The 14,345-nt window shown below is 43.4% G+C and carries 10 protein-coding genes; 2 read left to right on the top strand and 8 right to left on the bottom strand.

Features of this window, described 5'->3' with window-relative positions; genetic code table 11:
* Window positions 1-96 precede the first annotated feature (96 nt).
* Complete coding sequence (locus tag CIK99_RS04705; protein WP_094380280.1) at window positions 97-1,182, top strand: M20 family metallo-hydrolase; 1,086 nt, start codon at window positions 97-99, stop codon at window positions 1,180-1,182.
* Here the strand turns inward: CIK99_RS04705 and CIK99_RS04700 are convergent.
* Genes CIK99_RS04700 through dut form a run of 4 tightly spaced genes read right to left on the bottom strand, consistent with a single transcriptional unit; the run spans window position 1,154 to window position 5,813 of the window.
* Complete coding sequence (locus tag CIK99_RS04700) at window positions 1,154-2,773, bottom strand: murein hydrolase activator EnvC (protein ID WP_094380278.1); 1,620 nt, start codon at window positions 2,771-2,773, stop codon at window positions 1,154-1,156. The genes CIK99_RS04705 and CIK99_RS04700 overlap by 29 nt on opposite strands.
* A gap of 26 nt (window positions 2,774-2,799) precedes the next feature.
* Window positions 2,800-3,648 carry a DUF4292 domain-containing protein gene (locus CIK99_RS04695; protein WP_094380276.1) on the bottom strand — a complete coding sequence of 283 codons (849 nt, stop codon included), beginning with the start codon at window positions 3,646-3,648 and terminating at the stop codon, window positions 2,800-2,802.
* The gene (locus CIK99_RS04690; RefSeq protein WP_144007903.1) at window positions 3,645-5,354 is read right to left on the bottom strand and encodes a tetratricopeptide repeat protein; all 1,710 of its coding nucleotides are present in this window, start codon (window positions 5,352-5,354) and stop codon (window positions 3,645-3,647) included. The genes CIK99_RS04695 and CIK99_RS04690 overlap by 4 nt, the downstream gene beginning before the upstream one ends.
* 24 nt (window positions 5,355-5,378) lie before the next feature.
* Entirely contained in the window at window positions 5,379-5,813 is a 435-nt protein-coding gene (gene dut, locus CIK99_RS04685; RefSeq protein WP_094380272.1) for a dUTP diphosphatase, read from the bottom strand.
* Between the two features lie 120 nt (window positions 5,814-5,933).
* Here dut and dgt point away from each other — a divergent pair, with 120 nt between their 5' ends.
* Entirely contained in the window at window positions 5,934-7,271 is a 1,338-nt protein-coding gene (gene dgt, locus CIK99_RS04680) for a dGTP triphosphohydrolase (RefSeq protein ID WP_094380526.1), read from the top strand.
* A gap of 60 nt (window positions 7,272-7,331) precedes the next feature.
* On the opposite strand, the gene CIK99_RS04675 is transcribed toward dgt, so the two are convergent.
* The 4 genes from CIK99_RS04675 to CIK99_RS04660 form a co-directional block, all read right to left on the bottom strand.
* Window positions 7,332-8,330: a GNAT family N-acetyltransferase gene (locus CIK99_RS04675; RefSeq protein ID WP_094380270.1), complete on the bottom strand. Its 999-nt coding sequence runs from the start codon at window positions 8,328-8,330 to the stop codon at window positions 7,332-7,334.
* Window positions 8,331-8,371: 41 nt separating this feature from the next.
* On the bottom strand, window positions 8,372-9,199 hold the full coding sequence (locus CIK99_RS04670; protein WP_094380268.1) for a glycerol acyltransferase: 828 nt from the start codon (window positions 9,197-9,199) through the stop codon (window positions 8,372-8,374).
* Between the two features lie 114 nt (window positions 9,200-9,313).
* On the bottom strand, window positions 9,314-12,160 hold the full coding sequence (locus CIK99_RS04665) for a sugar-binding domain-containing protein (RefSeq protein ID WP_094380267.1): 2,847 nt from the start codon (window positions 12,158-12,160) through the stop codon (window positions 9,314-9,316).
* A gap of 65 nt (window positions 12,161-12,225) precedes the next feature.
* Window positions 12,226-14,340: a S46 family peptidase gene (locus tag CIK99_RS04660; protein WP_094380265.1), complete on the bottom strand. Its 2,115-nt coding sequence runs from the start codon at window positions 14,338-14,340 to the stop codon at window positions 12,226-12,228.
* Between the last annotated feature and the right edge of the window lie 5 nt (window positions 14,341-14,345).

Here is a 14,345-nt window from a genome sequence, read left to right as displayed (position 1 = left end):
TATGGGAAAACGCAAAGAAAAATAGTCAAAAAATACTTTTTCTCCATATTTTTTCCTATTTTTGCAGCGTCAAAAACATAAATACACTAAAATATTATGACATATATTGAGCATTCTGTCATCAAGAAGATGGCCAAAGAAGGTATCGGACTGCTAAAACACCTTATTGCGACTCCCTCCATCAGCCGAGAAGAAAAGGAGGCTGCTGATATCATTGAACAGTTCATACAAAGCAACGGAATGGACACATGGCGATGGGGAAACAACGTGTGGACAATGACAAATGTCATTGACCGAAACAAACCCACCCTATTGTTAAATGCGCATATCGACACCGTAAAGCCGACGTCAAAATGGAGCCGCGACCCTTACACTCCGACAGAAGAAGGCGACAGACTATATGGATTAGGCAGCAATGACTGCGGTGGTGGATTAGTCTCACTAATTCAAACTTTCAGGCTGCTTAAAGACGAGGATCTAGCATATAATCTGGTGTTCCTGGCATCGGCAGAAGAGGAGATTTCTGGGAAAAACGGCATCAGCAGCGTACTGCAGATGTTGCCAGAGATTGACGTAGCCATTGTCGGAGAACCTACGGGATTGCAACCGGCAATAGCAGAAAAGGGACTTATGGTGGTTGACTGCAAAGCACACGGCAAATCGGGCCATGCAGCACGCGAAGAGGGCGTCAATGCTTTATACGAAGCTATTGACGACATTAACTTCATCCGTCAGCACAAATTCAAGAAAGTCAGTCAGCTTCTTGGTCCCACGAAAATGACTGTGACAATAGCAAACGCGGGGACACAGCATAACGTGATACCTGACACTTGTGATTTCACCATCGACATTCGCACCAACGAATACTACAAAAATGAATTAGTATTCAACTTTTTGCAGAAAAAGCTTAAGAGCAAGATCAAAGCACGCTCATTCAGACTTTCGTCTTCTTCCATTCCTGAAGACCATCCTCTTGTAAAAAGATGTTTGGAACTCGGGATGAAGCCCTTTGGTTCCCCCACCCTCAGCGACCAAGCTCTAATGCCTTGGCCATCAATGAAATTGGGGCCGGGAGAATCTGCCCGTTCGCATACCGCAGACGAATACATATGCTATAGCGAAATAGAAAAAGCCATAGAAACTTATTTGTCTATTATCTGCCAAGCCAACTCTCAGGATTAAGCTTTGAGCGTTCACGACGCAATTGGAACTGCAAGATATTATCACGCCCCACGGTACCGAGAGTCTGCCGTGCAGACACCTTTTGTCCTTTCCTCACACTTACCGAACCGAGATTGCAATAGACAGATATGTAACTTCCATGGCGTACCATAACGCCAGTGGTGCCGCCGAAGCTGAACACCGCGCTCACTTCACCGTCATAAATACTGCGTACTGCAGCCCCAGAACTGCCAAGAATATTTATTCCCTTGTTGTCGAGAGTCACATTCTTCAGGCCTTCCACATTATATTGTCCGAAATGGCTGACGATACGGTAAGAGCCAGATATCGGCATAGGCAAGCGCCCACGATTACTCTCAAAACTACCAGTAATACGACGATCTTCTGAGTCGAGGGTTATCTTGGGAGCTTCTTCTTTGGCTTTCTTTGCCTCAGCTACCTCACGCTCACGTTCCTTCGCCTCTATGGCAGCACGACGCTCTGTTTCCTCCCTTACCCTTCTTGCCTCGGCAGCGGCGGCCTTAGCCAAAGCCTCCTCCTCCGCACTCTTCTTACGGGCTAACTCTGCCTCACGAGCAAGTCGTGCCTCTCGTTCCTTTGCGAGGGCTATGCGTCTAGCATTCTCACGGGCAGCAGCTTCTGCAGCAGCTTTCTTTCTTGCCAATTCCTCGGCTTTACGTTTCGCCTCAGCCTCGGCGGCTTTGCGTGCGGCTTCAGCTTTTCGTTTAGCTTCGGCAATAGCACGTTGCCTTGCTTTTTCTACTTCTATTGCCACGAGCCGGTCAATCTCAGCATTTATGGCCTTGTCACGTTGCATCTGCTTGTCGATAATAGACTTTATTGTCTTCTGCTGCTTTTGCAATGAGCTTACCACATTCTGTTGTTCCTTCTGCTTCGACTCTAATGTGCGCTTCTCCTGCTCTCCTTTATATAATAAGGTGTGTTTCTGTTTTTTCGCAGATGTCAGTTCCTGTTGTCTGGTTTCCAGCTCTTTCTGTTTCGTTTTCACCATTTCTCCCTGCACTTTCTGATAAGAGGCGTATTCACGCATGAAACGCATACGTCGGTACATCTGCGTGAAGTTCTTTGCAGAGAAGATAAACATCAACTGATTCTGAATAGAGCGGTTGCGATGCATATAGTGCATCGACTTCACATATTTCTCCTTGCGGTCGTCAAGTTCTTTCCGCAATTCCACGAGTTGGTCATTGAGCACACCGATATTACCATCGAGCACATTTATATCGCGACGGATAGTGTCGATAGACTTACGTTTGTCAGCAATCTCTGTATTGATGACCATAAGGTTTTGAAGGCGCTGTTTAACGTCGCGTTCATTGTTGCGCAACTTTTTCTGCTGCACAGCAATCTGCTTCTTAAGTTGCTCACGCTCATTTTTCAGTCCACTGATTGACGGTGTGGAAACATCTTTTCTTGTTGTTCCCTTCGCTTTTTTCTTTGTGCTATTTTTTTTTGTGCTTTTCTTTGTTACCGTCGTTTTTGCCTTCCTCGTAGAAGTCTTCCTGTTGGTCTGTGCCTGCACGCCCAGTGCGAGCACAACCAACAGGAAGAATATGTGAATGCTTCTCATTATCTATTTTTCGTCAGTCTTCAGTATTATAAAGCCATGAATCGACGCAGAATATCGTCAAGGGTCACTTCCTTATATTTATTCGATATAGATGTTCTCGTCTCCCACTCAGGATCGCTCCCGAGATAGTTGAGATTCATATCAATCTTTACCTCTTTGTTTCCCGTCGTAAACACTATCTTGCTTTCTGTAGGGAACTGCTTTTGGCTCATTGGCTTGAATGCTGCATAATCCCAATTCAGCTGACTGGTGCCATGGATTCGGTGCTTGTACAAGATATTTGCCATGCGCAGGCGACCGTCGCTTTGGTTGGCAAGCCACTTGTATGTCATATTCTCTTTAGCGAGGGAGATGATTACATCGTCACCATTTGTCACGGTCTCGAACGACGACAGCAACTCGTCGGTCAGCTCATTCTGACCTGGCTGGAACAACTCATTCCAAAACAGCGCCTGAAGTGAGTAGAAATTCAATCCACTATTTCGCAGGAACTCTATCTGTTCGTATGGGGCTCGCAGATACTGTTTATTTATTCTATCCATAACAAGGACATAGTCCTTCGTAAACTCCAGGCGTGCCGCCTCAACAAAGCCAAAAGCCATGAGCTGCAGGCGAATCACGTCGTCACGTTTCATTTTTAGATTGCCAGTCAATGAAATATCCTGACTGCCTATCTGCACACGGAATTTCAACTTCGAAGTGATGAACTTCGTCTCCTGCGAATTGTCTTTCACTCGCTTTACTAAAGCCTGTGAATTCAACATCTCCTGAGTCATTGGCTTTGGAGCTGTTTCGATGTTTTTGGTTGATTTACATGAAGTAAATGCAAACGGGATGGCTACTATAGCCACCTTAAGAATACTATTAATCTTCATTGCCTTATATATTTTTTATGTTTTAATTTTCTTTGAATAGCTTTATTTTGTGGGTCGCGCTGGAGAGCTATCTTCCAATACTCAATTGCTTTCTCCGTAAATCCTCCCATCGCACAGATATCCCCAGCATGTTCATATAGCACGTGGCTTACTGTATCTTCTTCGTTCTGTAATGCCTGTTCAATATACACTTTTGCCTCTGCATAGCGTTCAAGTTTAAAAAGCACCCATGCATAAGTATCGAGACAAGTGGCATTCTTCGGGTCATTTTTCACTGTTTTGAAACTCATCTGCTCAGCCTTTTCCAACTGCTCTCCCATCTCACTGAGATAATAAGCATAATTGTTCAGACATCCATAATTGTCTGGTTTCCACTGCAAGCAGGAGTCATAGGCAGCATAGGCCTCACTGCGCATCCCTTTTTGGAAATACAGGTCGCCGAGGACAGAGTAAAAGTCGGAAACTATATCAGGATTGCTCCTATCGTTGATTACCGACACTCCTTTTCTAAAGGCATTTAGTGCACCGTCCTTATCATCTTGCTGATATAGCGACATACCTTCAAAATAGTAGAATGCCATCTCTTCCGGATTATACTGGCTTGATGTAGCTGCCAGTTTCAGCACTTGCTCAAAGTTTCCTCTCTCGTATTCCAGATAAATCAGCTGCAGACTGGCAGGAGCGTTATCCGGAGCAAAGGTCATCACTTGTCTCAGCACCCGTTCTACGCTGTCAGATGGCATATTCTTCATTCTCATATAGGCAGCCTGCAGTAGCCCTATATCTGCGCTACGACAATCTGAACGCTGAATCGTTTCGAAACACGACAGTACCTTTATGCTATCGACGCCATCGTTGCCCTCTTCCGAAATAAGCTGTCGGAGGAGATATTCACGTCCTTCTCCAGTTGTGTTCTTATTAAGCAGGATCTTCATTGTCATGCTATCCGCTTTTGCAGTATCACCTGTCTTCAAAAAATACGAACGTATAGACATCTGGGCCCTATTGTTGTCCGGTTCCTCGTCAAGTATTTCATTGTAAACCTTCAAAGCCTCATTATCATAGTCATTCTGCATCAGTATATCGGCATATAGTCCCTTGTAATTGAGGTCTGACGGATAGTGTTCGGCAAGTTTGCGGATTTCGTCTATCGCCTCTTCCTTCTTTCCCAGCCGTGTCAATATTTCACTTTTTGCGAACGAGATTCCCTCGTTTTTGTCTTCCAGCACTTCCAAACGCGTCAATGAGTTGATTGCCATGTCCAGATTATCATCCATCTGATAAAGGCGGAACAACATCTCGAGCACATCCTCGCGCGAACCATCAGTTTCAAATATTTTCTCCCACAAAGCAATGGCATTCTTGTAGTCAGCCAGCGATACATACATCTCTGCCAGCGTCTCAGTGTAAGTCGTGTTTGAAGGTTCAAGGCGTGCAGCTTTCTCAAAACAAGCTAATGCCTCTTTGTTTTTCTTCAGTTTCAGATAGTAATGAGCAAGATAGTAGTGTGATTCAGCTGCATTGGGATTTATCTGTACACAACGCTGTAAAAGATCGAAGGCGGCTGTATCATTGCCTTTCTGACGCTCCACTACAGCCTCGAGAAACAGCCGGTTGTAAACAGACGACGAATCCTGTGCCGGTACTTTTGCACCGACAAGGCTCATCATTATTATGATTATCAGACGTAAGGCCAAAATCTTCACTCCTATATTTTATAAGTCTATAACTTATTTAACTCCTGTGTGTCCATATCCACCTGCTCCACGTTCGGTATCGTCAAGCTCTTCCACAAGTTTAAACTCTGCCTTTTCGTGCTTTGCTATCACGAGTTGCGCTATACGCTCTCCCTCGTTGACGACAAATGGTTCGTTGGAGAGATTCACCAGCAAGACCTTCAGTTCTCCCCTATAGTCTGCATCTATGGTACCTGGACTATTCAATACCGTGATTCCATGCTTCAATGCTAATCCGCTCCTTGGTCTCACCTGTGCCTCATAACCAGGAGGCAATGCCATGAAAAGTCCCGTCCCGACAAGTTTGCGTTCCATCGGATTAAGTACTATTGCCTCTTCGATGTTAGCTCTTAAGTCAAGCCCTGCACTTTGTGCTGTAGCATATTCCGGAAGGGGTTGACGTCCCTTGTTTATTACTCTAATTTCCATTTTTCAGCGTTGTCTATCAATATAATGGCGCAAATTTAGTTATTTTAATCCAAAAAACCGAATTTTTATTGGAAAAAAGTGCTTTTTTAGCCAAAAAAAAGCTACTTTTGCACTTGTATGATGAATTGGACACAACTTATAACGAATAAAAGGCTCGGACAAGAGCATTTTCATCCGAAGCGAAAAGACGAAAGGACAGAGTTCAAACGCGACTATGACAGACTGATTTTTTCCGCTCCCTTCCGTCGTCTTCAAAACAAGACGCAGGTGTTTCCTCTGCCAGGCAGCATCTTCGTTCACAACCGCCTCACTCACAGTCTTGAGGTGGCAAGTGTTGGTATGTCGTTAGGCAACGATGTCTCAAGGGCATTGAGACAAAAACATCCCGAATTGCAAGACACTCTATTTGAAGAAATAGGCCAGATAGTGGCAACTGCATGCTTGGCACACGACATGGGCAACCCACCGTTTGGACATTCGGGAGAAAAAGCTATACAGACCTTCTTTACCGAGGGAGCTGGTCACTTTCTGAAAGGTATGGTTAGCGACGCATTTTGGAACGACATAACTCATTTCGAAGGCAATGCCAATGCTTTCCGGCTTTTGGCACACCGCTATAAGGGCAGACGCGAAGGTGGTTTTGTTATGACCTATTCTACGTTGGCTTCGATAGTCAAATATCCATATTCATCAGCGTATGCTGGTCATAAGGGGAAGTTTGGCTTCTTCTGTTCTGAGAAAGAGCTATTCCAAAGGATAGCCGACGAAATGGGAATAATAAAGGTTTCTGAAGATGGCGAACCGCTGAAATATGTACGTCATCCTCTCGTCTATTTGGTGGAAGCTGCAGATGATATCTGTTATGAAATAATGGATATCGAAGACTCACACAAGCTGAAAATACTGTCTTTTGAAGAAACTAAAGAAGCCCTACTCTCTTTCTTTGACGAAGAGACACGCATAAATATCGAGAAGCGTATCATCGAGGAGGACATCACTGACAAAAACGAGCAGATAGTATATATGCGAGCATGTGCTATCGGCACACTTGAACATGAGTGTGCCCAAGCGTTCATCCACAATGAAAAAGCCATACTTGAAGGTACGCTGAAAGGCTCACTAATCGAGCATATCAGTGAAAAAATGTCAAAAGCATACCGCCACTGCAGCGACATCTCTTGGAAGAAAATATACCGCAGCAAGCCAGTCCTCGACGTTGAGCTTGCCGGTTATAAGATAATGAATACCCTTATGGAACAGATGATTGAAGCTGTGACACATCCAGACCGATACTATTCTAAACAACTGATATGCCGTGTGAGCAGTCAATACGATATTGACTCTCCAGATCTTGAAACCCGCATTATGGCTGTCATCGACTATATTAGCGGAATGACAGATGTATATGCTCTCGACGTATATCAGAAAATCAATGGTATCAGTCTGCCGATAGTATAGTGTTCTTATATTCAAGGCATTGGGAATTCCAAAGGATTATGGCATCACAACGAGATGCCATTACCTAATGTTCTCCTTATATATCACCTTATTTGCACCGCTAGTTATCTTCAGAGCTTCCGGGTGTTCCTTGATATAAGAGTCGATATGGCGCACTCGTTTCTGTTCCAATATCTCGTCAACAGCGATAAGTATTCCTGTCTCCTCCACATCGCCAAAGCCATAATTTATAGCTGTTCCGAAGAGTTTCATCGTTGGGCTTAATCCCATGTATGCATTTACAAGGGGAGGAATATTATAACCGAGTTTACGCACCTCACGATTAAGGATCTTATAGTCTTCCTTGAACGATTCCTCACAGAACAGAGTCTCAAGTTCCTGAGGGTCTTCCTCAATAACAAGCGGTTTCATCGGTACGATAAGGTTTTCTTTGTCGTCAAAATGCTTTTTCAGGAAATAGAGTATCATATCACGTCCCTTACGGATGTAGGAAGGATACATGGTCATCTTTCCGAAGAAATACTTTACGTCTGGCTGGATAACGGTAAGTGCCCCGAGTCCATCCCAAAGATTATCGAGGGCAAAAAGGCTCTTCGAACCATTCTTGTTCGTGTTTTGATACTCCAACGAGACGAAACTTCTTCCAAGTTCTATTGTCCATGGGAGATATTCCTTGATAAACTTATCCGAGAAATGAAACATATGGCTTGTGGCAAGGATAGGTTGACCGTCTTTGTCAAAATCAACGTCAGAACCAAGAAGATAACGATAGCCACCGATAATTTCCTCTTCTTCAGGATTCCATACTATGAGTTGTTTATAACAGTTTTCGCAAGTGTCAAACTCGTCAAGATCAAGTTCCTTTCCAGTTCCGCCACCAGCTTCTCTGAATACTATTTCACGCAGGCGGCCAATCTCACGCAACACATTTGGTGCATTGTGTGCATCAACGATGTATATCTCGTTATGGCTTTTGTTCGTCATTCGGAGTTGGCGTTCTGGCGTCAGCTCACTCTTCAGCAGCTCCTTTGCTACTGGCTGGATAATTTCATGTTCCATTTCTTCTTAATATGAATTTGAGTTCGCTTTTCTGTTATTGTTTATAAAGTATAGACAATGTCTTGAACATATTGGGCCCATTGTGCTGGGGTTTTGCCCTTGTCGAACGTTTGCCATGGAATAGGTTTTCCTATGGCTATTCTGAATGTCTTATGGGCATTTTTATACATTTCATCGACGAGGAAGAGCATTGCGATATTTATCTTCTTCACATACTTGTCAGAAAAGTTTGCCAATCGGTAGAAGAACTCCGAGTTCTGTCCGCCAAAGTGAATAGGAACTATGTCGCGCTGATATTCAACACTCTTAGTGATGAATGTCTTCTTCCATTCTATATCCCTGATATTCCCGTCGCGTTTTCTTGAGCAGATGCCTGCTGGGAACATAAGCATATGGTTGTCACTTTTGAATCCTGCCTCTACCATTGCCGGGAAGTGTCTGCTTTGATTACCAGTCTTATTTATTGGTATGCACACGGGTGCCAATCCTGGAAGATTCATAAGCAAGTCGTTGACAAGATATCTGAAACGCCCATCATAGTGGCGTCCTATAATGGCCCCGAGTGCGACTCCGTCTTCTCCGCCCAATGGATGATTGCTGACAAAGGTATATAGACGGCCGTCAGTTTTGTCTGGCAAGTTCTCCTCGCCAACTATCTCTAAGGTCATATCGAGATAGCGTACACATTCTTCAAGCCATTCTGTACCCGTTAGGTGTCGGCTTTCCCAAAGATACCTGTTAACCTCGTCTTGATGAATGATACGTTTCAACCAAGTGACAAGAGGGCGAGGTACATACTTCGCCTTCTTGCCCATCTTGTCATTTAGTATTTTGTCGATGTCTATTGTCTGTTTGCTTACTATTTCCATTCTCTCAAATACCAATTTTCTGCAAAAGTATAATAATTATCTGAAAAAAGAAAACTTTTAGCAAAGAAATTAATGAAAATGTATTAAATTGCAACACAATTGCAACTTTTTACATTAATCATACGAAATATTTCGCAATTCTTTGACCTCTTTCTCCCTTTTGTTAGTCTCAAATAGCATCATAAGCTCTGCTGCTGAAATTGAGTCTTTTGGCTTAAAAAGTCCACTTCGCATATATTCCATCATCGACGTCAATAGCTGACGACTCTCTGGTGTGTCTTGAGCTTTCAGATCACACATGCACACCATAAGTTTACCTTTTCCAACAGCTAATTCGAAAATTATTCCAAGACGATGATTACGTTCCACATTGTCTATCACCTGCACAAGGGGTGCATATCCTTCCGGCATGGCATCCATTATCAGTGGGCGGGCTTCGTGTGCTAATGACGCCCATTGCCACTCGGTATGTTTTCGTGTAGGGAAATTGTCAAAAAGTGGATGATGCTCATCGTTTATGAGCAGTCCTAAAGTACCTGGCGAGACTGGTTTTTTGTTGTTTTCACTGATGGTCTTAAACATTCTGTAGTTCCAATAATCTGTTTGGGTCAGACCACCGACCGTTTGTTCCCGAAACATATCTTTCCGTGGCATAAGCAACACCTTAGATCCATTTTCAAGCTTTCTTACGACATTTTCGTTGAGGCTATCTACAAAAAGGATATCCCTTTCATATTTATTTTGTGCAACGCCCGGTGAAGGATAAATCCAAATAGGATATTCATTGGCATATGGTGTCCCCTCGATTTCCAGACGCAAAGTCAGTCTTTCTGCTTTATGAGTTTCAGAAAGGTGAGCCACCACCACATTCTGGTTTATACGCATTAATCCTGCTTCGGCTTTTTCTACTATTAGATTACCTTTAGCCATCAGGTGTTGTGACGAAGAAATAGTCCATTTCATCGTCTTTCCTTTCAGTTGTTCGTCATTTTCAGAGTAATTAGCAATAAGTATATTCCATCTAATTGTATCGCCATCATTATAGGTATAACGCGGCAATTCGGCAAGTGGCACCACATCGTTACACCACTGACGCCAGCGTGACGATTGGACTATACCCTTTGTATCCATAAATGCATCAAGAATGCCTACGTAAGCAGAGCCTTGTCCTGGATAGTCCTGGATATCGAGCAGTTGGAATCCCGCCATATTATTTGTACGAAGGTCCATTTCTATATCCGCCTTATACAATTCCACCGACCATTTACCAGAAGCCTCGTGAAAGTCGGCAGCCTGATTAGCCATTCCTGCTTTTGCGAGGCGGTTTTTAAACTCAATCATATTATCTGGATAAAGTACTCCAGTATATTTAGATATCTCATCATAGTCAGGATAGGTTTGAAACTGGCCAGTCTCGTGACTTATGATAGGCACCTTACTTCCTTCAATGGCTTTCTCAAAATTGGTAATGCTGTTTGGATACTCATGATTGATGAGTCCTCCATCTGCAGCGTCAGCAAAAGAAAACGATCCTCTAACATGCGTGTCATATCTTCCCCAAGCCTCGCCTCCTATTCTGCAAGTGGTAAAATAGTCCATTCCATCGAGCACTCCCTTATATCCGAGATACATATTAGAACCAAATGTATATAGTCTCCGACAACCATTGCCGATATCATCATGCCTGCGGAAATCCTCCACATAGTCGGCCATCAGTTCGATGCTACCCCATAACTCATTTCCCAATCCCATCATCACGAAAGAAGGGTGATTGCCATAAGTCTCAATTATCTTCCGCCCTTCATCGCGCAAATATGTGGTGAGCCACTGGTCTTTCTCATCAAATCCGCCCCATATAGGAAGTTCTGGTTGAAGATATATTCCCAATTCATCGGCAACATCAAAGCATGCCTCAGGCGGGCACCATGAATGGAATCGGACATGATTGATGCCATATTGCTTGCATATCGATAAATAGCGATACCACTGCTGTCGGTCCATCGGCACATGACCGGTAAGCGGGAATACACAAGCGTCATGTTTTCCACGGAGGAACGTTTTACGGCCATTTACTTCAAAATGATTCCCCTTTGCATCAAAATCGCAAAGTGCAAATGTTGAAGAGCACTCATCGCTCTTTCCGTTACACACGACCCTCACCGTCAGCTTATACACATTCTGCGGAGTAAACTCAGACCATTTCATCGCGTCGTCACCAAGATGGCACGAGTATAGCAATGTTGTCGTTCCATCGACATTATCAGTCCGTTTTTTAATATCAGCGATTCTACGATCAACCGAACCAGAATTCAATCTGCCGTTTATTAAAGTCTCAACTATATACTTTTTCTTTCTTGCATCGTTGAGTGTCACTTCAATATCCACTCTGTTTTCCTTAGCCTGTGAATGCGTTCTCACATTTTTTATTGTCACTGGACATTCATGAGCCTTGAGATACATTTTCCCGATTATTCCATTCCAGTTTGTTTGGGTATCTTCAGTATAAGCATGCGAACTGCCAAGTAGTTGTTTTGGCACACTATTGCCATTATCTACTGCGATAGACAGGACATGTCTTCCCGGATTAATTTTCCCTGTTAAATCATACACCTGTGGTACTGAGATATCATCACATTTTCCTACCTCCTTACCATCTATATAAATAGTTGTAGGTTTTGTACGTTCAAGGAAGAGAGTTATCTTTTTGCCTTTCCATCCTGATGGAATGTCGATATTTTTGGTATAAACAGCTTCTCCAAACCACGTAAAGTGTCGCGAGAGATGCGTCGTCTCATCCTTTCGGTTGTTCCTTTCTCCTTTTCGATTTGTATCAGTTGTCCCGGGCAAGTATATGCAATCCTCGCCGAGCATCCATTGTCCACTAAGGTCAATAGTCGTTGTCTGTGCATTTGCATACAAAGCAAATGCCATAAATAATAATGTCAATGTTAGTTTGTTCATACTTGGTAATAGTAAAAAAATGGGTAGTCATGGATATTTCTTCCACAACTACCCTAAATAATGTTTTATCTTGCTCCTATTTCGTTTATCAGCCTATCTGCATGTCCCCATTTGTCCATAAGATAGAGCACATAACGAATATCAACGCCTATGCAACGTGCGAGTTTTTTATCAAAGAATATGTCTCCTGAGAGACTGTCCCAATTGCCGTCGAAAGCGAGTCCAATAAGTTCGCCTTTTCCATTAAACATCGGCGATCCGCTGTTTCCTCCGGTGATATCGTTATTTGTTAGGAAACAAAGCTGCATCGTTCCAGTTTCTTTGTCAGCATACTTTCCGAAATCTTTTGCCCCCATCAACTCGTGCATGACAGGTTCTGCAAAATACTCAAAGTTTTGATCACTTTTCTTCATTTTTTCAACTATACTCTCCGCTGTGGTATAATAACCAGAAGGCTTTCCTGCAAGGTCGTAACCTCCTACTTGCCCGTAACTCAAGCGCATGGTGAAGTTAGCGTCACTATAGTGCGGCTGATCCATCTCCATACGCACCTTTGCATCGCATAGATAACGCTCTTGAAGTTGGATGGAATCGTTGATATCTTGGAAAGCCACCATCATGTCGTTGATCTTCTCAGTAATGTCGAATCCCATCTTTACGCCGAGATCTTTCATAAAGCTCTTTTTGTTAATAAAGATCTTCGCACCTTTCTTCATCAACATGCTATTTTTCCATAGAGTTTCAACATACTTGTTGTAATCGCCTCCAAAAGACCTGTCGATAGTATTAAAGAATTCAGGCAGATAGTCGGCATCAGCTTGTTCTCTGAAGTTCTTTAACAACACGGCATAGACCTCTTTGTCCAGAGCCTCGTCCCAAGTGTCGCTATTATCCTCAAACTCCACATACTGTTTTGACAGTTTCTCTTTCGACCCTTTTACTTCCATACCGTTATGTACCTTTAGAGCCCTATCTGCCAATTCATTTGAACGTACAAAGGTCTCTCTGAGCAACATATAGTTTCTCATCAACACGAGTCGTTTGTCATAAAGGCTTTTCATGAGGTCGAAATCAAGTTTTCCCTTTAGGAATCCTGTCTCGTCCTGATACTTTCTGATACGCTTTTCAAAGTCAGCTTTTTGCTGGATAAGGCCCGTGGAATCAATACATTTATTCATTCCAATAGAGTTCTTCCAATAGTTACTGCTTTGTGCATATTTTGTATCATATTTAATACGAACTGCCTCGTCGGCTCTCATATGGCGAAGCATCACTTCTTGTTTCACACCGCGCACCTGTGCACGAGGAGCATTCTGCGCATCTCTACGTTCTCTTATTCCATACGACGAGAGATAACGGTTTGTACTGCCTGGATAACCGATGGTCATGGCGAAGTCGCCTTCTTTGTATCCATTCAACGATACTGGTGCCCAATGCTTTGCTTTATATGGCACATTATCCTTGCTGTATTTGGCGGGACCATTGGTCTTGGGATCTGCATAGATGCGGAAGACAGAGTAGTCGCATGTCTGCCGAGGCCACATCCAGTTGTCAGTCTCTCCGCCAAATTTACCCATAGATTTAGGTATGGTGAAGACGAGACGAAGATCGGTGAAATCGCGATATGTTGTAGCATAATACTTGTTGCCTTCAAAATACGGCTTTATCTCCAAGCGCAGTGTTGAGTCCTTCTCTTTGACTTCCTTCGACATCACATTCTCGATGGAATCGAGGAAATGGCGTTGTTGCGTAGGAAGAATCTTGTTTATACCTTTCTTATCAAGATAGTCTGTCACATCCTTCTGTTCTATCATAAAGCTGACGAACATGTTCTCGTTAGGGAGCTCTTCTTCATAAGTCTTGGCATAGAAGCCATTGAGCATATAATCATGTTCGACTGTAGAATGTGAGCGTATGGCCTCGAAGCCACAATGGTGATTTGTAAACACCAGTCCGTCGGGTGACACCACTACTCCTGAGCAGTAACCCGAGAAGTTGACAACACAATTCTTTATGGCATTGTCAGACTGATAAAGGTCAGCATACGGCAATACGAAACCTTCTGCCTGCATCTGTTCAAATGCGGCCTGGGGCAGGTCGTAGAGCGTCCACATACCTTCATCTGCATGCGCCGAGGCGACGGTAAGCATTGCTGCAAAAATAAAAGAGGTTTTCTTCATAATAG

This window comes from Prevotella sp. P5-92 (assembly GCF_002251245.1).
Classification (GTDB): Bacteria; Bacteroidota; Bacteroidia; order Bacteroidales; family Bacteroidaceae; genus Prevotella.
Note: the sequence above shows the minus strand (reverse complement) of the source record. Positions and strands in the feature narration are given on the sequence as shown.